This is a genomic window from Halomonas sp. 72, from assembly GCF_052379785.1.
GTDB lineage: Bacteria > Pseudomonadota > Gammaproteobacteria > Pseudomonadales > Halomonadaceae > Vreelandella > Vreelandella citrativorans.
Map to the genome: position 1 here is coordinate 113416 of NZ_JBQSYY010000003.1, position 20526 is coordinate 133941.

At 56.2% G+C, this 20526-nt stretch carries 22 protein-coding genes and 1 riboswitch; of the genes, 9 read left to right on the forward strand and 13 right to left on the reverse strand.

Annotated features, from left to right (window positions below; genetic code table 11):
* Window positions 1–68 precede the first annotated feature (68 nt).
* Window positions 69–1427, forward strand: a complete 1359-nt coding sequence (locus tag ACT3T6_RS04415) for a D-alanyl-D-alanine carboxypeptidase family protein (RefSeq protein WP_412767868.1) — start codon at window positions 69–71, stop codon at window positions 1425–1427.
* A 123-nt stretch (window positions 1428–1550) separates the two neighbouring features.
* Here ACT3T6_RS04415 and ACT3T6_RS04420 read toward each other — a convergent pair whose 3' ends face one another.
* The 5 genes from ACT3T6_RS04420 to thiM all read right to left on the reverse strand — a co-directional run bounded on the left by ACT3T6_RS04420 (window position 1551) and on the right by thiM (window position 5226).
* Window positions 1551–2288, reverse strand: coding sequence for a DODA-type extradiol aromatic ring-opening family dioxygenase (locus ACT3T6_RS04420; protein WP_193053639.1), 738 nt, complete (start codon window positions 2286–2288; stop codon window positions 1551–1553).
* A gap of 103 nt (window positions 2289–2391) precedes the next feature.
* Window positions 2392–2808 (reverse strand): DoxX family protein, encoded by a 417-nt coding sequence (locus tag ACT3T6_RS04425; protein ID WP_193053638.1) that lies wholly within the window; start codon window positions 2806–2808, stop codon window positions 2392–2394.
* A gap of 86 nt (window positions 2809–2894) precedes the next feature.
* Window positions 2895–3815: a LysR family transcriptional regulator gene (locus tag ACT3T6_RS04430; protein ID WP_193053637.1), complete on the reverse strand. Its 921-nt coding sequence runs from the start codon at window positions 3813–3815 to the stop codon at window positions 2895–2897.
* A complete protein-coding gene (gene thiE, locus ACT3T6_RS04435) occupies window positions 3812–4426 on the reverse strand; it encodes a thiamine phosphate synthase (protein WP_193053636.1) in 615 nt (204 codons plus the stop codon). The genes ACT3T6_RS04430 and thiE overlap by 4 nt, the downstream gene beginning before the upstream one ends.
* The gene (gene thiM, locus ACT3T6_RS04440) at window positions 4426–5226 is read right to left on the reverse strand and encodes a hydroxyethylthiazole kinase (RefSeq protein WP_172117698.1); all 801 of its coding nucleotides are present in this window, start codon (window positions 5224–5226) and stop codon (window positions 4426–4428) included. Before thiM ends, thiE begins: the two co-directional genes overlap by 1 nt.
* Before the next feature lie 24 nt (window positions 5227–5250).
* Window positions 5251–5346: riboswitch (TPP riboswitch) on the reverse strand.
* Window positions 5347–5574: 228 nt separating this feature from the next.
* Here thiM and gloA point away from each other — a divergent pair.
* A complete protein-coding gene (gene gloA / locus ACT3T6_RS04445) occupies window positions 5575–6108 on the forward strand; it encodes a lactoylglutathione lyase (protein ID WP_172117697.1) in 534 nt (177 codons plus the stop codon).
* Between the two features lies 1 nt (window position 6109).
* A complete protein-coding gene (locus ACT3T6_RS04450; RefSeq protein WP_087108910.1) occupies window positions 6110–6475 on the forward strand; it encodes a DUF6164 family protein in 366 nt (121 codons plus the stop codon).
* Here the strand turns inward: ACT3T6_RS04450 and ACT3T6_RS04455 are convergent.
* Window positions 6472–7137 (reverse strand): cupin domain-containing protein, encoded by a 666-nt coding sequence (locus tag ACT3T6_RS04455; protein ID WP_193053635.1) that lies wholly within the window; start codon window positions 7135–7137, stop codon window positions 6472–6474. The two genes, ACT3T6_RS04450 and ACT3T6_RS04455, sit on opposite strands and share 4 nt — an antisense overlap.
* Before the next feature lie 131 nt (window positions 7138–7268).
* Window positions 7269–8432, reverse strand: a complete 1164-nt coding sequence (ampC, locus tag ACT3T6_RS04460; RefSeq protein WP_412767869.1) for a class C beta-lactamase — start codon at window positions 8430–8432, stop codon at window positions 7269–7271.
* A gap of 147 nt (window positions 8433–8579) precedes the next feature.
* Here ampC and ACT3T6_RS04465 point away from each other — a divergent pair, with 147 nt between their 5' ends.
* Window positions 8580–9452, forward strand: coding sequence for a LysR family transcriptional regulator (locus ACT3T6_RS04465; protein WP_287077399.1), 873 nt, complete (start codon window positions 8580–8582; stop codon window positions 9450–9452).
* Here ACT3T6_RS04465 and ACT3T6_RS04470 read toward each other — a convergent pair.
* The 4 genes from ACT3T6_RS04470 to ACT3T6_RS04485 all read right to left on the reverse strand — a co-directional run bounded on the left by ACT3T6_RS04470 (window position 9449) and on the right by ACT3T6_RS04485 (window position 13048).
* Complete coding sequence (locus ACT3T6_RS04470; RefSeq protein ID WP_193053632.1) at window positions 9449–10471, reverse strand: metal ABC transporter solute-binding protein, Zn/Mn family; 1023 nt, start codon at window positions 10469–10471, stop codon at window positions 9449–9451. The two genes, ACT3T6_RS04465 and ACT3T6_RS04470, sit on opposite strands and share 4 nt — an antisense overlap.
* 21 nt (window positions 10472–10492) lie before the next feature.
* Window positions 10493–11383, reverse strand: a complete 891-nt coding sequence (locus ACT3T6_RS04475) for a metal ABC transporter permease (protein WP_172117693.1) — start codon at window positions 11381–11383, stop codon at window positions 10493–10495.
* Window positions 11367–12101, reverse strand: a complete 735-nt coding sequence (locus ACT3T6_RS04480; protein WP_193053631.1) for a metal ABC transporter ATP-binding protein — start codon at window positions 12099–12101, stop codon at window positions 11367–11369. The genes ACT3T6_RS04475 and ACT3T6_RS04480 overlap by 17 nt, the downstream gene beginning before the upstream one ends.
* A 293-nt stretch (window positions 12102–12394) precedes the next feature.
* On the reverse strand, window positions 12395–13048 hold the full coding sequence (locus ACT3T6_RS04485; RefSeq protein WP_193053630.1) for a hypothetical protein: 654 nt from the start codon (window positions 13046–13048) through the stop codon (window positions 12395–12397).
* A gap of 97 nt (window positions 13049–13145) precedes the next feature.
* Here ACT3T6_RS04485 and ACT3T6_RS04490 point away from each other — a divergent pair, with 97 nt between their 5' ends.
* Window positions 13146–13325, forward strand: a complete 180-nt coding sequence (locus tag ACT3T6_RS04490) for a hypothetical protein (protein WP_193053629.1) — start codon at window positions 13146–13148, stop codon at window positions 13323–13325.
* 103 nt (window positions 13326–13428) lie between these two features.
* Here ACT3T6_RS04490 and ACT3T6_RS04495 read toward each other — a convergent pair whose 3' ends face one another.
* Both ACT3T6_RS04495 and ACT3T6_RS04500 read right to left on the reverse strand, forming a co-directional pair.
* Window positions 13429–13734, reverse strand: coding sequence for a hypothetical protein (locus tag ACT3T6_RS04495; RefSeq protein ID WP_193053628.1), 306 nt, complete (start codon window positions 13732–13734; stop codon window positions 13429–13431).
* A gap of 64 nt (window positions 13735–13798) precedes the next feature.
* Window positions 13799–14674: an alpha/beta hydrolase gene (locus tag ACT3T6_RS04500; RefSeq protein ID WP_226913444.1), complete on the reverse strand. Its 876-nt coding sequence runs from the start codon at window positions 14672–14674 to the stop codon at window positions 13799–13801.
* A 165-nt stretch (window positions 14675–14839) separates the two neighbouring features.
* On the opposite strand from ACT3T6_RS04500, the gene ACT3T6_RS04505 reads away from it, so the two are divergent.
* The 4 genes from ACT3T6_RS04505 (at window position 14840) to ntrC (ending at window position 20516) form a co-directional block, all read left to right on the forward strand.
* The gene (locus tag ACT3T6_RS04505; RefSeq protein WP_193053627.1) at window positions 14840–15868 is read left to right on the forward strand and encodes an acyltransferase family protein; all 1029 of its coding nucleotides are present in this window, start codon (window positions 14840–14842) and stop codon (window positions 15866–15868) included.
* Window positions 15869–16356: 488 nt separating this feature from the next.
* Window positions 16357–17763: a glutamate--ammonia ligase gene (gene glnA / locus ACT3T6_RS04510; protein WP_172117682.1), complete on the forward strand. Its 1407-nt coding sequence runs from the start codon at window positions 16357–16359 to the stop codon at window positions 17761–17763.
* A 270-nt stretch (window positions 17764–18033) separates the two neighbouring features.
* Complete coding sequence (gene glnL, locus ACT3T6_RS04515) at window positions 18034–19092, forward strand: nitrogen regulation protein NR(II) (protein ID WP_193053704.1); 1059 nt, start codon at window positions 18034–18036, stop codon at window positions 19090–19092.
* Window positions 19089–20516 (forward strand): nitrogen regulation protein NR(I), encoded by a 1428-nt coding sequence (ntrC, locus tag ACT3T6_RS04520; RefSeq protein ID WP_193053626.1) that lies wholly within the window; start codon window positions 19089–19091, stop codon window positions 20514–20516. The genes glnL and ntrC overlap by 4 nt, the downstream gene beginning before the upstream one ends.
* Window positions 20517–20526: the final 10 nt, after the last annotated feature.

A 20526-nucleotide genomic window follows, 5' to 3' on the forward strand; every position in this document is an offset into this window, starting at 1 on the left:
TACGCGTGCAAGCCGAGGAAGAAGTGTGCGTCTCGTTTCCAGCGTAAATGAATCATCAAGGGGCAGACATGGTGAAGAGGGGAGTAAACGATAACAAGGCGTCGAGGGCATGGCTTACGGTAACGATGTTACTGCTATTGATCATCACCACCTCGACCGTGCAGGCGAATCCACGTTACGCAGGTATTGTGGTCGACCTTGATAACGGTGAAGTTTTATACGCAGAAAATGTGGATGCACCGCGTTATCCTGCTTCGCTGACCAAAATGATGACGCTGTACATGACCTTTGAAGCGCTGGAAAGTGGCACTTTAACGCTCAATGAGCCCCTCGCTGTTTCTGCCCAGGCCGCGGCCATGCCCGCTACCAAATTATGGCTTTCTGCGGGCAGTACGATTCCTGTCGATACCGCTATCCGCGCCCTGGCTGTGCGTTCGGCGAATGATGTCGCCGTTGTGGTGGCTGAAGCATTGGGCGGTAGCGAGCAGCGCTTTGCGCGGCTTATGACCGAAAAGGCGCGAGAGTTAGGTATGACAGCCACGACCTTCCGCAACGCCTCGGGACTTCCTGATGACCAGCAAATCACCTCCGCGCGGGACATGCTCACACTTTCGGTGCGTGTCATGCAGGATTTTCCACAGTATTACCATTACTTCGGTCTTCAGGAATTTACTTATCGCGACAAGCGCCACACCAGTCATAATCGGCTGGTGCGCGACTACCCTGGCGCTGATGGCTTAAAAACCGGCTTTATTCGTGCCTCTGGTTTTAACGTCGCGACGACTGCCGTGCATGATGGCCGGCGGCTGGTTGCCATTGTGATGGGAGGGTTTAGCTCTTCATCGCGTGATACTCATATGGCCGATTTACTCGACCGAGGCTTTATGCGCGCTGAGCTGCGCGATCAGCGTACATGGGTCGCCAATACCAGTTTTTCTCAGGAGTTTATGGGGTTTGGTGGTTCTACACCTCCCGTGGCACCCCCCAAGGCGCCAACACCTGCGCCAAGCCAAATGCTTGCCAGTATTGAAACGACCACGCTGTCACCTGCCCCTAATACCAGCGTAGACGAGCAACTGGCCACGATCACCGTTGAAGGCCCGGCCGAGGCGTCCCGCGCGTCTAACGCTGACCCTTTGCAGGACTTTATTCAAAGTGAGCGCTTGGTGGAAGCTCCCCCGGCCGGCGCCTGGGGTATCCAGGTGGGTGCATTTAGCCAGCAAGGGCAGGCTCAACAGCTGGCCCAACAAGCGGCCCAACGCTTAACGCAAAACTTGGCCGGGCGCGTGGAGGTGGATACACTTGAAGGCCAGACGCCGGTATACCGTGCTCGCCTGGTGGCTTTGGATGAGCATCGCGCCCGTGAAGCCTGCCGTGAACTACAACTGCAAGGCATGGAGTGCATGGTGGTCAACGCAAGCCTTTAAGCCTTGTTTTAAATGTCAAAAAACCCCACCAGCTTTTATGAGCTGGTGGGGTTTTTTTATGGTTGATGTCACGACCCACAACGGCTTTTCACCAGTGCACACGTACGCGCGCAATCGCTTAGGCTAGGCAAAGGCGTACGCGTTCATTGCCAGCACGCCATGCTCAACGCTGCGGTGGAGCGGTGTGACATCATCGCCTGCGCCCATGGCTACCAGTAACGGCTGAAAATGCTCGGGCGTTGGATGGTTCCTGCTCGCTTCGGGGGCCGTTTGCCAGGCAAGCAACGCCTCACGGTCATTGTTCACAAGCTGAGTATCGACCCACTCTGCAAAAGCGCCGACCCAGTTGGGCATCGGGTTATCAAGCGGCATGGTTTCGTAAAGGTTATGGGTCAGGCTGCCCGACCCGATCACTAGAATACCTTCTTCACGCAGTGGCGCCAGGCGCTTACCCAGCTCAACGAGCTTGTCGTTAGACCAACGCACAGGCAGCGATAGCGTAACGACAGGAATATCCGCCTTGGGAAACATCAGCGAAAGAGGTGCCCAGGTGCCGTGGTCAAACCCTCGTTCCACTTCTGAGGCCCCCAGTAATTTGGCCAAGCGGTTGGCCAGTGCAGGCTCGCCAGGTGCCGGGTACTGCTGCTCGAACAGTTCGCGGGGAAAGCCGCCGAAGTCATGAAGGGTTTCTGGCGAAGGGCTGTTACTGACTTTCAGCGTCTGACTTTCCCAGTGCGCCGAAACCACAATGATCGCCTTGGGCGTCAGTCGCTTGCCCAGCGAACGTAAAAAGTGATGGGCAGGCGTAGGGGTGAGGATCAGCATGGGAGAGCCGTGGGATATAAAAAGACTGGGTAGCATAACAACGTCTCCTGGCAGAAGGCCCTGGCAGTGACCAGGGCGCGAGCAAAGGCATGGCGGAGAAAAGGTGATAGATAAACTCGTTTGGGTGCGCCTAACGCGATTAGCTAACGCGGCGGTTCAGTGTAAAGCTGCCGCCGCCTAAACCTGCCTGCACGAGCAGGGCAACGGTCCAGAATGCCGGGAACTCCCAACCACCGCCAGCGTTGGTAAACGCCCAGCCGTTGCCAAGATGCACGGACGTAGCACCCAGCAGCAGAGGAATCATTGCAAGGCTAATCCAGCGCGTATAAATACCCAGAATCAAGGCCAGGCCGCCGCCAACTTCTCCCAGAATCGTTAAGTAGGCTATAACGCTTGGTAGGCCCAGTGACTCAAAGTAGGCGACCGTGCCCGGCAGGGTAAACACAAACACCTTGGTCAGGCCATGGGCGAGTGCCATCACGCCAAGTGATAGTCGCAGCAGAGCGATGGCGTGGGGTTGAAGGTTTGTGCTCATGGTGGAAGAAGATGCATTCATGGGGTATCTCCATTGGGCAGTGATGAAAGTTCAATGGGGACACTTTACGTTCATTGACGGCAGAGATAATCCACGCGTACCAAACATCACTGTTGCGAAATAGGCGACAATCCCATCTCCTGCTCCCAGTAAGGCGGGCTACCCCAGGCATCCGTTAACAACTCAATAAACCGCTCTACCTTGGCAGGTAAAAAGCGTCGCGCAGGGTAAATGGCATGAATATCCAGCATCTTGGGAGGGATGTGCGGCAGTAACTGAACCAGGCGCCCAGCGATAATGCTCTCCGTTACCAAAAAGCTGGGTTGATGAGCGATACCGATACCTGCCTCGGCGGCATGGGTTAAAACATCGCCATTGTTGCTTTCAAGCGGGCCTTGGGGTGTCAGCGTCATATTTTCAAAACGCCAGTTGCTATTGGCTAAATCGCTGCGGTAACGCAGGCAGCGGTGGTGCGCAAGCGCCTCTGCATTTTCCGGCACGCCATGGGTTTCAAGGTACGCCGGGGATGCGCAAAACAGCATTTGACAGCGCGTCAGACGCTTGGCGATCAGGCTTGAGTCGGGCAGGTTGCCAATACGAATGGCCACATCGTAGCCCTCTTCGAGAAGATCCACGCGGCGGTCACCTAAGTCCAGGCGTACGTCCAGGCCAGGATACGCCACCATAAAGCGCGCCACCAGCGGGGAGAGGTGGCGCATGCCAAAACTCATGGGGCCGTTGATGCGTAAACGGCCGCTTATTTCAGAAACACCGCTGCCTACGTCGGCGGCAGCCTCATCAAGCGCCTGTAAAATCGCTTGGGCATGCGCAAGGTAGCGCTCGCCCTCGGCGGTTAAATGCAGGCGCCGCGTGGTGCGCTGAATAAGCCGCACCCCGAGCGTCTCTTCAAGGGCCATGACAATACGTGATACCCGCGTGCGGGAAAGATCCAATGCTGCAGCGGCCCGCGTGTAGCTGCCAAGCTCGGCAACTTTGACAAAAGCGGCAATATGATCGAGCTGGTTCATGGCCGAGCCAACGCCCGTGCGGCCTGGTAAGGATCAGGCTGGCCACAAATGGCGGAGATAACCGCCAGGCCATTGGCACCGGCTGCAACGACCTGCTGGGCGTGTTCAGCCTTGAGCCCACCAATGGCCACGCTTGGCAAGGTGCAGGCCGCGGCTAATTGAGCCAGGCCTTCAAACCCCAACGGTTTAGCATGGTCCTGCTTGCTTTGGGTGGTAAACACCGGGCCCAGGCCCACGTAGTCGAGCAGGGCCACGGGGGCTGCATGAAGCTGCTCAAGCGTATTAATCGAAAGCCCGATAATTGCCTCTGGCCCCATGGCCGCCCGTGCCTCTTGAACCGCTGTATCGCTTTGGCCGACATGCAGCCCATCGGCGCCGCTTTGCAAGGCAACGTTCAAGCGGTCATTAATCACCAGTGGTACCCCGCTACCCGCCAGGGCGGCTTTCAAGCGCCTGGCCTGTTCAATCATGTCGGTATCGCTTGCGTGTTTATCGCGCAGTTGAACAAAACTGACGCCCCCTTTGACGGCCTCAATAACGGTGCGCTCTAGCCCTGCGGCTTGACAGAGTTGAGCGTCAGTGACCAGATAAAGCGAAAGATCAAAACGCATTATCCTTCCTCCAGCCCGGTAAACTGACGGACGTCTGTAGGCGTTAGCTGATACAAGGCGTCCAACAGGGCTACCTGAAAACTACCCGGGCCTGCCGCCTGTTGTCCAGCGCGGCTACCCGCGATAGCAAAGCTTGTAAGTGCGGCTAACGTGGCGTTCAAGGGAGCTCCGGGGCTGGCCGCTACAAAGGCGGCAACGGTGGCACTTAACGCGCAGCCAAGCGTAGTGACACGCGGCATAAGCGCGTGTCCGCCGCTCAAGCGCCAGTGCTGAGTGCCATCGGTAATAAAATCCTGCACGCCGGTCATCGCGACAATACAGCGCTGCTGCTTGGCGAGGTTAATGGCGGCCTCACGCGCTTCATCCGTAGAGGCCGTGGCATCCACCCCACGGCCCGCGTGGGTCAAGCCGGAAAGCGTCATGACTTCTGAGGTATTGCCACGGATCACGCTGGGCTTAAAAGCCAATAGCGTTTGTGAAAGCGTTTGACGGTAATAAGTGGCGCCCACTGCAACCGGGTCCAATACCCAGGGGGTATTGTGCTCGTTGGCCGTTTTGGCGGCAAGTTGCATACCTTCTGCCCAGTGTGGTGAAGGCGTACCGATATTGATCGAAAGTGCCCCGGCCAAGCGAGTAAACTCAGCGACTTCCTCAGTTGAATGCAGCATGGCAGGGGAAGCGCCGACAGCCAGCAGGCAGTTAGCTGTGCTGTTCATCGCTACAAAATTGGTAATACAGTGCACTAACGGCGTGGTGCGTTGTACAGCGGAAAGCGCGTCGCTCAGCGGGAGTGATGTCATGGCCACCTCACAGCGTAGATCGGGTGTGATGACACCGCGACTTCCTACGCCGGTATTATCCGGTTCAGGTTCTAAGGGTGCATCTCAGCTTGAGAGTCTCAAGCGCCCCTGTCGTCAGGCTACTATCCTTGCCTTGGGCGGTGCTGTAAAGCGCAGACGATGTGTAAGGGGAGGCCGGTAGGGTAAGCGGGGCTGGAATAATGGCTGTTCTGCCCTCATGGTATGTCATCACAACGGCATCATGCGGTGTGAAACGGTTAGCGATAGGCTTGTACACGGTATGGTTTTTGTCAAAGATAACCGCTCAATCAATTCATTTAACAGCATAATTCCCACAAGGAGCCCAAGATGACTTTGCAAGGTGAACAGCATAAAGGCGTTCGTCCGGCCCCTGCGCAAACCCAAGGGTTTCGCTTAAACCATACGATGCTGCGGGCGAAAGACCCCGAGCGTTCATTGGCCTTTTACTCCCAGGTATTTGGCATGCAGGTGCTGCGTCGGCTGGATTTCGAAGAGATGCAGTTTTCGCTCTACTTTCTGGCGAACCTGGAAGCCAACGACCAGGTGCCGGAAGATACCCAGGCGCGTACGGCCTGGACCTTCAGCCAAAAGGGGCTGTTAGAACTTACCCATAACTGGGGCACCGAAGACCAGGACGATTTTGCCTACCACGATGGCAATGCCGAACCGCAGGGCTTTGGACATATCTGCTTTAGCGTGCCGGACTTGGAAGCGGCCCAGGCATGGTTTGATGAGCACGATGTGACGTTCATAAAGCGGGCGGATCAAGGCAAAATGCAGGGCGTCATTTTTGTGAAAGACCCGGACGGCTACTGGATCGAAGTTATCCAGGCCGACCTAATGGCGGCGATGGGCGACTGATATGGCACACTTGCTGTTTCGGCTGCGCTACGTTACCGATGAAGAAGCCATGGAAGTCCGCTCACTACTGGCAGAACATGGTTTTGATACCTATGAAACGCAGGCCGGTTTTTTCCGCTTAGGGGTGGACGCGATCTGGCTGCGTGATGAAACCCAGCGTGAGGCGGCCGAAGCAGCACTGGCGGTGTATCAAGCCGAGCGCTTCACCAAGGCTCGGCAAGCGCACGCCGAGGCCGTGAGCCAAGGCGATGCACCTACCTTATGGCGCCGCTTGGCGGCGCATCCCTTTCAGGTCACCCTGGTAATGGTGGCGGTCGTTATGGTGGCACTGCTTACGCTGCTGCCATTTCTTGGCCTGACTCGTTAATCAAGCCGCAGGTGCCCGCGTTTTAAGTAGAGCTTGACCCCTGCGCTGCCCGCGCTAAGTTGGGGAGCGGCGCCGGGAGGGTAGCGACACCAGCTGCCCGTCGGGTATTCGGTATCGCCGTCGCACAAGGAGCCTTCCAGAACAAACGCTTCCAGGCCACCGCCCAGCGTCGGGTAGGCAATCGTCACGCCCGCCTCCCACCGCTCCAGGCTGGCGCGCTCCTGGTGAAAGGTATGCAGCATTTTATAGGTAATGCCTGGGCGACGGTCCGGCTGCCAAGGTAAACGGTGAGCAGGAACGGCCAGTTGAAGAATGTCATTGGCTGCAAACTGGTGAAGCTTCACCAGGATGAGCGCGCCCTCATCGCCTATGTGCGGGGTGTGGCCCGTACCGATAGGATTGCGCAGATAGGTGCCCGCGGGGTAGCGGCCGTGCTCATCACCGAACACGCCCTCTAGTACAAGGATCTCTTCCCCGCCGTCGTGGGTATGTGCGGTGAACTGGCTGTTGGGCGCGTAGCGTACCAGGCTGGTCGCTCTGGCGACTTCCTCGCCGATGCGATCAAGCATCATGCGTGTGACGCCTGCACTGGGCGAATCGACCCATTGATATTGGTCCGGCGTTACGCAGGCAAAGTGGCTAAAGTCGGCGTTAAGGCGCATGGTATTGGCTCTTTGCAGTGGGGGGATCGCGGTAGTGCAAGTCTCCTTATCCACCACCCAAAATGCAATGCATAAAAGAGCGCTTTAATGACGAGCCTTTAGGAAGGCTCGTGGCATAAAGGCGGTTTTTTTCAGGGCGTCGCCGTAAGTGTCGTCAGAATATGGTGGGCGGCCTCAATGCGTGCCTGGTTGGGATAATTGCGGTTGGCGAGCATCACGATGCCTATTTGCTGGCTGGGTACAAAGGCGACATAAGCGCCAAAGCCATTGGTTGAGCCCGTCTTGTTAAACCACACATCGTCATCTGCCGGTAGCGGTGTCTGAAGCTGCTCGGCCTCGTTCGCCTCCAGCACCATCTCCATTGAATTGCCTGCTTGTAGCTGGTCAAGCGACACAGGGTAGGCATAGCGTTCCCAACCGAGGCCTTGGGTCATATCGCCCATGTTGACGTAGCCCATCCGGGTTGCTTCCAGTGCTTCGCGCAGCGGTTCATCCACCGCTGAGTTGTCCATGTTGGCGTTAATGAACGCCAGCATATCGGCGCTATTCGACTTTACCCCGTAGGCCTCTGCATCCAGTACGCCGGGGTTCACTCGAATCGGCTCATCCTCTTTTGAGTACCCGAAGGCGTAGTTCGCCTGGGCGTCTTCAGGTACCTGCAAGTAGCTGTGTTCAAGGCCGAGTGCTGAAAGCACGTGCGCTTCCATCAACTGGGCGTAAGGTTTTCCAAGCCGCTGGGCGGTCAGGTAACCGAGTAATCCAATGCTCGGATTTGAATAGAGTCGATGGGTGCCTGGCGCATACGTCGGTGCCCACTGGCGGTAGTAGGCGACCATGTCGTCTTCGTTGTTGACGCTATCTGGAAACTGCAACGGCAGCCCGCCCGCCGTGTAGGTGCCCAGTTCCAACAGGCTGATGTTATCAAAGGAGCTCCCTTCAAGGGCTGGCAGGTACTGGCTGGCGGGGTCGGAAAGTGACAGAGCACCGCTGGCCTGAGCGTAAGCCGCCAGCGTCGCCGTAAACGTCTTACTGACGGAACCCAACTCAAACAGCGTATCGGTGGTTACCGGCACGCCAGCCTCTTGATCGGCGACCCCATAATTAAAGTAATAGGGCGTGCCCTTAACGCTCACCGCTACGGCCATGCCCGGGATACTGTGCGCGTCCATCAAGGCTACGATAGTGTCGTTGACCACCGACGCCACCGGCAGACTGCGCGGATCATCATTCGCATAGCCAAAAGCGCTGATAAGAAACGAACCTGCCACAATAAGCGCATTCTTTGCTGTTAACATCTTGTTCATCAGAAAACCCGTTACGTGTTGTTGGTTAACATCGGGTGTTGGCCCCGCTGATTCGTTGCTTACGTTACGGCGAACCGTACAAGGTGACAAACAGCGATATTTTGCATAAGCCATTAGAAAAATTTGGGGGTCTGTGTCGTGCGTCCCTACTTACCACTAAAAGCCCTGCGTGCCTTTGAAGCGTCGGCCAGGCACCTGAGTTTTACCCGAGCGGCTGCCGAGCTATGCGTGACGCAAGCGGCCGTAAGTCATCACGTAAAACTGCTGGAGAGCCAGTTGAAGGTAGCGCTGTTCACCCGCCTGCCGCGCGGGCTGATGTTAACGCAAGAGGGCGAAATGCTACTGCCGGTCCTCAAGGCGTCGTTTGATCAGATTACGCACACGTTGGATCAATTAGGCGAGCAGAACTATCGGGAGGTATTGAATGTGGGCGCGGTGGGCACGTTCGCTGTTGGCTGGTTGCTGCCCAGGCTTGCTGACTTTCAGGAGCGTTATCCGTTTATTGATCTGCGCCTTTCGACCCATAACAACCGTACGGATATGGCCGCGGAAGGGTTCGACTTTGCTATCCGCTTTGGAACAGGCGCTTGGCACGGTATTGCGGCCCAGCCCTTGTTGCCAGCCTCGCTGTCGGTCATGTGCACGCCTGACATCGCCACCCGGCTAAAGACGCCGGCCGATGTCGTGGGTGAAACATGGCTACGCTCTTATCGCACCGATGAGTGGACGCAGTGGCTACTGGCGGCGGGGTTATCCAGCAGTGTTTCTGTGCCAAGAAGTATCGTGTTTGACTCTTCTATTGCCATGATAGAAGCCGCACAGCAGGGCGTAGGCATCGCCCTGGCACCGCCTTCAATGTTCTCACGCCAGCTCACCAGCGGTGCTTTGGTACAACCGTTCAGCACCGCGGTGAGTTTAGGCGGGTACTGGCTGACGCGCTTACAATCGCGGCCAGAAACCCAGGCCATGGCCTGTTTTAGAGAGTGGCTGACCTTAGCAACCAATGCCTAGTGGCTATGGCTGTGCTCGCTGTGATCATGCCCGTGGTCATGGTCATGGTCATGCGCATGGTCATCATGGCCCGGCTGGGCCAGTGCTTCGTGCAGCACTACCGCATTGTGGCGCATCATGCCAAGGTAGGTGCTCGCTTCGCCCTCGGAAGAGAGCGCATCGGCATACAGCGTTCCGGCAATCGGCAGGCTCGTCTCTTCAGAAAGCTGCTGAATGACCGCAGGATTGGTCATATTTTCATGGAACAGGGCTTGTACGTTCTGGTCGTTGATCACGTCCACCAGCTCGGCCATGCTGGCGCCGCTGGGTTCTACTTCGGTCGATAAGCCGCCAGGTGCCAAAAAGTTGACGCCGTAAGCATTCGAGAAGTAGCCAAAGGAGTCGTGGCCAGTAATCACGCTGGTCGAGGCCGGGATTTCGCTGATGAGCTCACGAATTTCAGCATCGACTTCTGCCATGCTGGCCAGGTAATTATCGGCGTTAGCCTGGTACTCATCGGCGTTAGTTTCATCGGCCTCAATCAACCCGTCACGAATATTGGCAACGTAAATCCGCGCTTGGGCCATATCCTGCCAGGCATGAGGATCAAATTCACCATGCGCATGGTCGTGCCCGTGGTCATGGTCGTGATTATGATCGTGGTCATGCCCGTGGTCGTGCCCATGATCATGGTAGTCGAGCTTGTTAATGCCATCAGTGGCCGTGATCAATGCGCCGTTGTAGCCGCTGGATTCAATGAGCCGCTCCATCCAGCCTTCGAACAGTAGGCCATTGAACACCACAAGATCCGCTTCTGTCAGTGCGCGTGCATCGCCTGGGCGAGGGGAGTAGACGTGCGAATCACCGTCAGGCCCCACCAGTGATGTTACTTCAACGTGCTCACCGCCCACGTTCTCGACCATATCGGCCAGGATGGAGAAGCTTGTCACCACCTGAACGCGGTCTGCTGCGATGGCCGCGGGCAGTGCCAACATGGCGGATACGCCAACCAATAAGCGCGAAGATAACCGTAAAGACATACCGACTCCTGTTGAATGATGTTACGTAGATGCCTCCGCACTGAGCGGGGCTGTTTTACGCCTTAGCCGGGCAGCCAGACTGTGGTAGCGCCCGAACATCGCCGAGAAAAGATAACCCACGCCGGCCAGCAGAATAATGCTCGGCCCTGAGGGAATATCCAGATGAAAAGAGAGCAGCAAGCCGCCGGTACTGGCGACCATGGCGATCACAACGGCAATCGCCATCAAGCCTTCAAGGCGCCTACTCCAAAAACGCGCGGCGGTGGCGGGCAGCATCATTAAACCTACCGCCATCATCGTGCCCAACGTTTGAAAGCCCGCCGTCATGTTGAGCACCAGCAAGGCTAAAAATACGCTGTGCACCCAGCCGTTGCGGCGGTTTTGGCCGCGTAAAAAAAGCGGGTCCAAACACTCCACCACTAGCGCGCGGAAGATGATCGCCAGGGTCACCAAAATCAGCGTGCTGATGCCTGCAATCAGTAGTAATGCAGTGGCGTTAACGGCCAAAATCGATCCAAACAGAACGTGGGTTAAGTCAACGCTGCTGCCTCCCATCGAGATCAGCATGACCCCCGCCGCCAGCGAGATAATAAAAAAGCTCGCCATGGCCGCATCTTCACGCTGGCCGCCTATCTTCGATACAGCTCCGGCAAGTAGCGCCACCATTAACCCGCACAATACGCCGCCAATACTCATAATGGGCAGCGAGAACCCGGCCAGTAGAAAGCCGATTGCCACGCCTGGCATAATGGCGTGCGCCAAGGCATCGCCAATCAGGCTCATGCCGCGTAGCACCAGAAAAACGCCCAAGGGCGGGGCCGCAATGGACAGCGCTAACCCGCCGACTACCGCGCGGCGCATAAAGCCATAATCAAACGGCGCAATTAGCCACGTGTTAAGCAGTTCCAGCATGGTGCTCCCCCAGTGTAAAAGGTACTGCCTGGGCGGGCAGTGGCTGATGATGTAGTTCACTGGGTGCCACCCAGCGGGCATGGCCGCCGTTTAACATCAATATTTCATCGGCCAAGCGGCGTAAATGGTCCATATCGTGCAGAACAATAATAATCGTCGTACCGTCATCGGCCATCTGGCGCAGGATACGGATTAAAATATCGACCGTGTCGCTGTCCACGTTGGCAAAAGGCTCATCCAGCAGTAACAGCTCGGCTTCCTGCATCAACGTACGCCCAATCAAGGCCCGCTGGCGCTGGCCACCGGAAAGCTCGCCTAACGGGCGGTGAGCCAAGTGCGAAATACCCAAGCGCGCCATGATGTCGCGACCTTTACGGTAGTGCGCCGCACAGTAGCCTTTTAGTGCCCCATGGCTTGGCCAACTGCCGGTCATGACCAACTCCTCCACGCTCATGGGAAAGGTTAAGTCCAGCGCCAACTGCTGGGGCAGCCAGGCACGGCGCTCAGAAGGAACGCTGCATATGACGTTGCCACCTGCCGGGCGAAGTTCGCCCATAATGGCCTGGATCAGAGTGCTTTTACCGGCCCCATTGGCACCCACTAACGCCGTAATAGCCCCCGGCCTGATATCGCCATCCACATGCTCAAGCACGGTGCGATGCCCTTGGGACAAGTGCAAATTCTTAAGCTGTAAGCGTGATGTTGTGCGCTGACTCATTTAGGCCACCCACCAGCCCACACCACCAGCGCCCACAGCGCCACAAGCGGTATCGTCACCAGTAGCAGCCGTTTCGTGGCCGACAATGACATTAAAGAGAAGTGGCAAGGCCCCTCCCGGTTATGGCGGTGCGTGCGATGACTCACAGAGTACCCTCTTAACAATAGAATAAGTTATAACATAACAATTGGCGAAGCCAAAAAAATTGCTGAATATTTTACGCGCTTACCACGTCGTGACAATGACAAACGCGCTCACACACTCATCCCAAAGTAACTTATCCACAGGGCGTTTTAGTAACGCCATGTAGCGCTAATCTGCTGGGGAGAGACCAGCAGCGCATACTCGCCGTCCATCGTCACTGGGCCAAGCGAAACGCGGGCGGGCTGAAAGCGGTTAATAGCGGAAGACGCCTGGTTGGGCTGGGTCCAAATCTGAAGTTCATTGACCAGCATGCCCATGGCAAAGTTCATCGCCCCGTCGCGCTCGCGGCCATCGGCCGCAATAATACCGCCCGCAATGCTGTTGATCACCAGTGAGTTCACCCGCTCACCCCAGCCACGGCGTGCCCGCTCGGCCTGGGCAAGTTCCAACCCCAGCGCTTGCACACCGCTTAGCTCGCCACGGGCTTTTAAGCGCTCGTACTGCGCCAACGCCGCCTGGTGTGGCTGGCTATCCAACAACACCCCGCCAAGCGCCAAGGCTGATTTCACCACACCGATCCGCGCATCAAAACGGTCATCGCGGTCGCTTGCTTCGCTTGCCTGGTAAGCATCCACCACAAGGCTTGCGCCATAAATACCTGTCCACCCCCACTCCCACACATTGGCCTGCCGCGCACCGCGCTCAAATACATCGTCGTAACCCGCCCATTCATTGGTGGGTTGCGCCAAGGCTGGCAGTGCTACAACGCACAGCAGTACGCCTAAAAGAGGGTGTAAACGCATCGGGAAAGTCCTGTCATCAAAGGGGGATGGCATTAAGCGTAGCATGTACTGGAAGGGGATTTTCGCGGAAGCCTGACGTTAAGTATGACTAAGGTCAATGGCGCTTAAAGGCGATTCCCGCACAGGCGGGGATGAACCGTCAGTGGTCGATATGAGCGATAATGGAAAAGTTGATCCCTGCGCGAGCGATAATGAGTTGGGGTATTTAGATGACCATCCCTCCATCGCGGGTGCGCTAACGGTTACTGCCGCGCTGCTTGAATGGGTTAATACTTGAAAGTTGGCGAGGTTGTAGTGCTGTCTTGAAATTAACGCTAGCGTTCAGCTTTAAGCAAAAGAGCCTCAATGGAGGCTCTTTGTCATAACAGTGCTGGAACCGCTTATTTATCCTTGTCCCAGTGTTCAAAGGCGCGCTTGTCATCGGGGAGCCGGACAATGTCACCGATGTTGAGATCAGGAAGGCCTTTAAGATGGTGGCCTTTGGTGTCCATGATGGCGGCAACGCTGCCAATACTCACGGCGTCTTCTTCTCGGTAGGCTTCCACTTTTACGTGAACGATGTGACCTTGGTAGCGAGCGGATAAAATATCGCCGGTGCCAATGCGGGCGTGTTCATGGTGGTCGTTAGCAAACAGTTTGGATACGCTGTCTTTGCCGGGGTCTTCCCATTCGATATGTCGATGCATCGTGGTTTCCTTGTAAGTGGGCCGAAAAACACAAGTGTAGTTTGGTTTTTATTAGTTTTGCTAGTTATGGGTTAATGGGACCTTTGCCAATATGCTGAAACATAAAGGTTAAGGCCGCAGGTAGGCTGGCACGCCAAACGCGCCAAGTGTGCCCGCCGGGGTAGAGGTCCAAGCGTACATCATTAGGTTGAATGCGTTCCATGGCTTGGCGTAGCTTACGGGCGTGAAACTCGGCGTCGTACACATCGCTGCGCCCTGCGCTAATGTAAAGTGGCACGATCGGGATGTCGCTCTCTTCTGCGCTGGGCCGGGGCGTTACGTTAATGCGATACGCTTCAAGGTAAGCGGGGTAGTTGAGCTGGTCCCATAAAGCCGTATCAAAATGGCCTTGTTCATCCAAGAACGCGGGATGGCGGTGTGCTGAGGAGTTGCTCGGCGGATACGGAAGATAGCTTGCCGGGCTTAGCGCTGCGGCGGCGGCAAACATCTCGGGCTTTTCCAGGGCAAAATTAAGCGCGCCAAACCCTCCGGCGGATAGTCCGCCTACACCGCGAAGCGCTCGCGTGGCGCCCACTCGGTACTGGTTTTCAATATGCGGCATCAAGTCGTTAAAAAAGGCGCTGCGGGCGGCCTCATTATGGCCGTCTACCCACCAGCTGCGACTACCGGGCATGATGAAAACGGCAGGCGGAATGTGCCCAGCGCGAATCAAACGATCAGCGGTTTGGGCAAGGTTGCCCTTGGCTAGCCAGTCTCGTTCGTTACCAAAAGAGCCATGGAGCAGATAAACCACTGGGTAAGGCTCGGCGGCAGTGGCGTCATAATGGTCGGGTAGATACACGGTGTAAGGGTAGGCGTGGCCCAGCGTGGGCGAGTCAAAGGTGGCGTAGTGCACCTCGCCAGCAACGGCGGTGTTAAACAGGCTCCATAGGCCCGCCAGGGCTGTCAGGCTGGTCAACAAGGAACGTAACAACCCATGAAATACACGTGAAAATGAGAAGAGCGACAAACAGCCTCCGGGAATTATCGCAGGGTTATAGCGTCGTACACCGTACCCGCCGACACTGTTCAGCGCAGGCGAATGTCAGGCATACACGGAGCAGGTATGCATAAAAGGATAGAGGAAATTTACTGGTTGCGTGCATACGGCTGCGTGGCCGTGTTTTTATTTCATTTGCTGGACCACGTTAATCAGCGTGTGGATAACCTGGCCACCGACCTAATGCGCCTGCCGCTGGTATTGGGCACGCCGATCTTTTTGTTCATTTCAGTGTTTGTGTTTGCCATGCGCTATGACAAGGCGGTGCCGCCTGGCTTTTTGGCCCAACGGGTAAAGTACGTCATGCTGCCTTATCTGGTATATGGCTTTATCTACTCGACGGCCGAGTGGGTTCGGCTATACGTGGCAGGGGAGCCGGTAGGCTTTGTCGCTAATGCGCTGGCGTACTTTGTTTTCGCCGGGTGGCACGGTTATTTTTTGATTATCGCCATGCAGTTTTATATCGCTTATTGGCTGTTTACCCGCTGGCAGCTGTGGCGCTTTAACCCGGTGCCGTGGCTGTGGGTGAGCTGTTGGGTGAGTATGGCGTACTGGGGAGTGGCGTATTGGTTGGGTGTGGCGCTGCCGGGGTATCTGCTCTGGGTGGCTCCTCTGGGCTGGATATATCTGTTCTTTCTGGCCCTGGTGCTGGTGCGTTACTACCCCTTTGATAGTGGAGTCCAGGCACCGCTGCGGCCTTTATGGATGCAGTACCTGTCGTGGCCTTTGTGGTTGGTCGTGTTGGTTTGTCTGCTGGTCGCGGCCAGCGTGGCGGGGTGGCTGCAGTTCTCATCCAAGGAAGTGTGGGTGATACCGCTGTTCATGCTCTCAACGCTTGTAGCGATGCGTTATTTAAAAGACATCACAGCGCCTCGCTGGGTGCGCTATATCAACCAGTATTCGTTTGGTATTTACCTGGCGCACCCCATGTTTTTTGCCATTACCGATGTGTTGGTGATGCCGTTGGCGTTGCCTATAACGGTTTACGTGCTGCTGCTGATAGTAATGGGTGCCACGGGCTCTATCCTGCTCAGTAAAATGGCGAACACCACAAAAGCCGGGGCCATGATGTTTGGCAAGCGGCTAAAAGTATAGGGCGTTGACGCGCCGTGCGGTGGGTTGGAAGCCGAGAGGGGCGCTCTACTATCTTTCCATGCACCAATTAGGTGCGTTTATGCTTATGTTTGATCTATTTTGGGTCAAAAAAACAGCTCCGTGTGTGTTTAAAAGCCTCGGGAAATATTTATGCGTCATAGAGAGGCAAGTAGGCGCAGATTTTTTATTCATTAAAACAACAAGTTAGTAATTGTTCCGGTCATTTTGGTGCAGGGTTGGCATGTTCTCTGCATTATACTTGTCAGCGGCTAGCCACCGTAGGCAGATGCCTCTCGGCGTGCTACAACAATAGCCGGTTTGAAACGATCACTAGGCGATGTGTGATTCAATTTCAGGCAAATGTTAAGCGAACAAAAAGGATAGGCCTGTCAGGCACGTACTTTATTGAATGACGGGGTTTGTCTAATAACACTTTTATCGATAGCTTACTGTTACATGCTTTAAGCCACGCCCATATCGGAGGCACAATGTCAGCCAAGACTCTCGCGCTAATTGAAGAACATGATGTTAAGTGGGTGGACCTGCGTTTCACCGATACTCGTGGTAAAGAGCAGCACGTTACCGTGCCTGCCCGCGATGTAGACGAAGAGTTCTTCGAAAATGGTCAAATGTTCGATGGCTCCTCAATCGAGGGCTGGAAAGGCATTAACGAATCCGACATGATCCTGCGCCCGGAAGATGGCACTGCTTTCCTCGACCCCTTCACCGAAGACGCTACTCTGATTTTGCGTTGCGATATCATTGAGCCAGCCACGATGCAGGGCTATGATCGTGACCCGCGTTCTATTGCTAAGCGCGCTGAGGCGTACCTGGAGTCCACCGGCCTGGGCGATACTGCTTTCTTCGGTCCGGAGCCTGAGTTCTTTATTTTTGACGAAGTACATTGGAAGTCTGATATTCAGGGTTCCATGTACAAGATTTCTTCCGACGAGGGCGCCTGGGCGACCAGTAATCAGGTAGAGGGCGGCAACCTGGGGCACCGTCCGCGCGTTAAAGGCGGTTACTTCCCGGTTCCTCCGGTCGACAGCTTCCACGATATCCGTGGCGCTATGTGTAACACCCTGGAAGCGATTGGTCAGACCGTTGAAGTTCACCACCACGAAGTGGCGAATGCGGGGCAGAACGAGATCGGCGTTAAATTCAATACGCTGGTGAAGAAGGCGGACGAAGTTCAGGAAATGAAGTACGTGATCCACAACGTGGCCCACGCGTACGGCAAAACCGCGACCTTCATGCCCAAGCCGCTGGTTGGCGACAACGGTTCTGGTATGCATATTCACCAGTCGTTCTGGAAAGATGGTCAGAACCAGTTTGCCGGTGATGAATACGCAGGCCTGTCGGAAATGGCGCTGTATTACATCGGCGGTGTGATCAAGCACGCACGCGCTCTGAACGCCTTCACCAACGCCTCTACCAACTCGTACAAGCGTTTGGTGCCGGGGTTTGAAGCGCCGGTTATGCTGGCTTACAGCGCCCGTAACCGTTCCGCCTCTATCCGGATTCCCTATACGGTCAGCCCCAAAGGCAAGCGCGTTGAAACCCGCTTCCCTGACCCGACCGCTAACCCGTACCTGTCGTTTGCTGCCCTGCTAATGGCAGGTATCGACGGCATCAAGAACAAGATTCATCCTGGCGATGCCATGGACAAGAACCTGTACGACCTGCCGCCAGAAGAAGGCAAGTTGGTACCGACCGTTGCCAACAGCCTGGACCAGGCTCTGGAAGCGCTCGACGCTGACCGTGCGTTCCTGACCGAAGGTGGCGTGTTCACCGACGATATGATTGATGCCTATATCGAACTCAAGATGGAAGAAGTAGAGCGTATTCGCATGACCACGCACCCTATCGAATTTGATATGTACTACAGCTGCTAATCGCGTTTTGACGCGATAGCCCTAAAACCCCGCTTCGGCGGGGTTTTTTATTGCACTTAACCAGTGAGAGGGTGCGCCTTAACGGTACTCCATGCACTAAAATAGTGCATGTGGTGGATCGCACCATGGCAGGTTGCGCGCTTAACGCTCGTTGAATCAAGGCTTGGCGCCCATAAGGCGTGCATGCTGATGAAAGGGGCCAACCTGGCGTGCTTTTTGCAGTTTCTCTTGCGTATTGAACGTTTTTATCAGCGACATTCAGGACACTTCATGTATCAGCGTTTACTAGAACATCTCTCCATGGCAGTGCTGCTGCTGGACGGTGAGCTCCGCGTACGCTGGATGAACCCTGCCGCCGAAGCGCTGTTGGCAGTAAGCTTTAGCCGTGTGCAGGGGAGCAGCCAGGATACCCTGCTGGGCGGTGATGAAAGTATTGACCAGGTGTTGGCCAAGGCGCGGGATGCCTTTCATCCCTACACCCAGCGCGAGGCGCGCATTACCCCGGTTAACGGTGAAGCGCTGACGGTGGATTACACCGTGACGCCCCTGTCGGCAGACGAGCTTCTGCTGGAAGTAGAACCTCGTGACCGCTTGATGCAAATTTCCCGCGAGGAAGCGCTAACCACGCGCCAGGAAACCATCAAAGTGCTAGCCCGAGGCTTGGCCCATGAAGTGAAAAATCCGCTGGGCGGCATCCGCGGGGCGGCTCAGCTATTAGAGCGTGACCTGGATAAGCCTGAATTGCGTGAGTTTACCCATATCATCGTGGAGGAGGTTGACCGCTTGCGTGATCTGGTGGATTCGATGCTTGGCCCGAATCGCATTGTTAAGCACGCGCCGGTGAACATCCACAAAGTGCTGGAGCGGGTAAGAACGCTGCTGGTGGCTGAACATCCGAATATCACCATCCACCGCGATTACGACCCTAGCCTGCCGGACCTTTCCGGGGATGAGGCGCAGATGATCCAGGCCGTGCTTAACGTGGCCAGAAACGCCGTGCAGGCCATGAGCGATGCCGAGACCCCTGTGCCCGAATTGATGCTGCGCACCCGCGCACGGCGTCAGTTTACCCTGGGGGCTGAGCGCCACCGGTTAGTGAGCGAGGTGGGTGTGGTCGACAACGGCCCTGGCATCCCGGAAGGGCTTAAAGAAACGCTCTTCTACCCGATGGTGTCAGGGCGTGCTGAAGGCAGCGGATTGGGGTTGTCCATCGCTCAGTCGATCCTGCATCAGCATCAAGGCTTGATTGAATGTGACTCACGGCCCGGGCACACCGAGTTCCGCTTACTGATTCCATTGGTTATTAATTGCACCGGAGAAGCATCATGATAGAGGCGACACGTAACGAGGTTGCACGGGTGGTCGTTGTGGATGACGATCGCGCTATCCGCTGGGTGCTTGAACGTGCATTGGCGCAGCCGGATCTTGATGTAGAGTGCATAGAACGCGCCGATACCGTACTGGAACGACTGCTGAAAACCCCACCGGATGTGCTGGTGACTGACATTCGTATGCCGGGCATTGATGGGCTGGATCTGATGTCGCACATTCGCGAGGCGCATCCGGATTTGCCCGTCATCATCATGACCGCTCATTCGGACCTCGACAGCGCAGTGGCCTCTTATCAAGGCGGTGCGTTTGAGTACCTGCCCAAGCCGTTTGATGTGGATGAAGCGCTGGCGCTTGTGCGCCGGGCGGTGGCTCATGCGCGCGAGCGCCAACGGCCGATCAGCGTTCCCGAAGGTTTGAACGCAGAAATCATTGGTGAAGCGCCGGCCATGCAGGAGGTGTTTCGGGCTATTGGGCGGCTCTCTCATTCGCATATTACTGTGCTCATCAATGGCGAGTCGGGCACCGGTAAAGAGCGTGTAGCCCAGGCGCTCCACCAGCACAGCCCCCGGGCGGGCAAGCCGTTTATTGCCCTGAACATGGCAGCCATCCCGCGTGATCTGATTGAGTCTGAACTGTTTGGCCACGAGAAAGGCGCGTTTACCGGGGCCGCTGCCCAGCGCCAGGGGCGCTTTGAGCAGGCCAACGGCGGCACGCTGTTTCTGGATGAGATCGGCGATATGCCGGCTGAAACTCAGACCCGCTTGCTGCGCGTATTGGCCGACGGGGAGTTCTACCGAGTGGGCGGGCATACTCCGGTCAAGGTCGACGTGCGGATTATCGCTGCGACGCACCAGAACCTTGAGTCGCTGGTGGATGACGGGCGCTTTCGTGAGGACCTTTTCCATCGCCTGAACGTTATCCGCATTCACTTGCCGCGCCTTGCCGAACGCCGTGAGGATATCCCACGCCTCACACGGCATTTTCTTGCTGAAGCCGCCAAAGAACTTGCCACCGACATCAAGGTACTCACGGCCGAAACCGAGGAGCACCTGACGCGCCTAGCGTGGCCGGGTAACGTGCGCCAACTGGAAAATATCTGTCGCTGGTTAACGGTAATGGCGTCTGGGCGTGAAATTCTGGTGGAGGATTTACCGCCAGAGCTACGCTCCCCCCAAGCAACTGAAAGCGCCGGTCACGGCGACTGGCGCAGTGCCTTTCGGGAGTGGGCCGACCGTGCTCTGGCCGAAGGGCACACACATCTGTTGGAAGAGGCCGTACCCGACGTTGAGAAAATTCTGATTGAGACGGCGTTAAAACATACCGGTGGGCGTAAAGGAGAAGCAGCGGAATTGTTAGGCTGGGGGCGCAATACACTAACGCGTAAATTAAAGACGTTGCTACCCGCCCTGGCAGACGAATAACGCTGCCACT

Excerpts from the sequence above, each read along its gene's own strand:
- ACT3T6_RS04415 (WP_412767868.1), top strand. The coding sequence starts at position 69 with ATGGTGAAGAGGGGAGTAAACGATAACAAGGCGTCGAGGGCATGGCTT.
- ACT3T6_RS04420 (WP_193053639.1), bottom strand. The coding sequence starts at position 2,288 with ATGCTACCCAGTCTTTTTATATCCCACGGCTCTCCCATGCTGATCCTC.
- ACT3T6_RS04425 (WP_193053638.1), bottom strand. The coding sequence starts at position 2,808 with ATGAATGCATCTTCTTCCACCATGAGCACAAACCTTCAACCCCACGCC.
- ACT3T6_RS04430 (WP_193053637.1), bottom strand. The coding sequence starts at position 3,815 with ATGAACCAGCTCGATCATATTGCCGCTTTTGTCAAAGTTGCCGAGCTT.
- thiE (WP_193053636.1), bottom strand. The coding sequence starts at position 4,426 with ATGCGTTTTGATCTTTCGCTTTATCTGGTCACTGACGCTCAACTCTGT.
- thiM (WP_172117698.1), bottom strand. The coding sequence starts at position 5,226 with ATGACATCACTCCCGCTGAGCGACGCGCTTTCCGCTGTACAACGCACC.
- gloA (WP_172117697.1), top strand. The coding sequence starts at position 5,575 with ATGACTTTGCAAGGTGAACAGCATAAAGGCGTTCGTCCGGCCCCTGCG.
- ACT3T6_RS04450 (WP_087108910.1), top strand. The coding sequence starts at position 6,110 with ATGGCACACTTGCTGTTTCGGCTGCGCTACGTTACCGATGAAGAAGCC.
- ACT3T6_RS04455 (WP_193053635.1), bottom strand. The coding sequence starts at position 7,137 with ATGCGCCTTAACGCCGACTTTAGCCACTTTGCCTGCGTAACGCCGGAC.
- ampC (WP_412767869.1), bottom strand. The coding sequence starts at position 8,432 with ATGTTAACAGCAAAGAATGCGCTTATTGTGGCAGGTTCGTTTCTTATC.
- ACT3T6_RS04470 (WP_193053632.1), bottom strand. The coding sequence starts at position 10,471 with ATGTCTTTACGGTTATCTTCGCGCTTATTGGTTGGCGTATCCGCCATG.
- ACT3T6_RS04475 (WP_172117693.1), bottom strand. The coding sequence starts at position 11,383 with ATGCTGGAACTGCTTAACACGTGGCTAATTGCGCCGTTTGATTATGGC.
- ACT3T6_RS04480 (WP_193053631.1), bottom strand. The coding sequence starts at position 12,101 with ATGAGTCAGCGCACAACATCACGCTTACAGCTTAAGAATTTGCACTTG.
- ACT3T6_RS04485 (WP_193053630.1), bottom strand. The coding sequence starts at position 13,048 with ATGCGTTTACACCCTCTTTTAGGCGTACTGCTGTGCGTTGTAGCACTG.
- ACT3T6_RS04490 (WP_193053629.1), top strand. The coding sequence starts at position 13,146 with ATGGCGCTTAAAGGCGATTCCCGCACAGGCGGGGATGAACCGTCAGTG.
- ACT3T6_RS04495 (WP_193053628.1), bottom strand. The coding sequence starts at position 13,734 with ATGCATCGACATATCGAATGGGAAGACCCCGGCAAAGACAGCGTATCC.
- ACT3T6_RS04505 (WP_193053627.1), top strand. The coding sequence starts at position 14,840 with ATGCATAAAAGGATAGAGGAAATTTACTGGTTGCGTGCATACGGCTGC.
- glnA (WP_172117682.1), top strand. The coding sequence starts at position 16,357 with ATGTCAGCCAAGACTCTCGCGCTAATTGAAGAACATGATGTTAAGTGG.
- glnL (WP_193053704.1), top strand. The coding sequence starts at position 18,034 with ATGTATCAGCGTTTACTAGAACATCTCTCCATGGCAGTGCTGCTGCTG.
- ntrC (WP_193053626.1), top strand. The coding sequence starts at position 19,089 with ATGATAGAGGCGACACGTAACGAGGTTGCACGGGTGGTCGTTGTGGAT.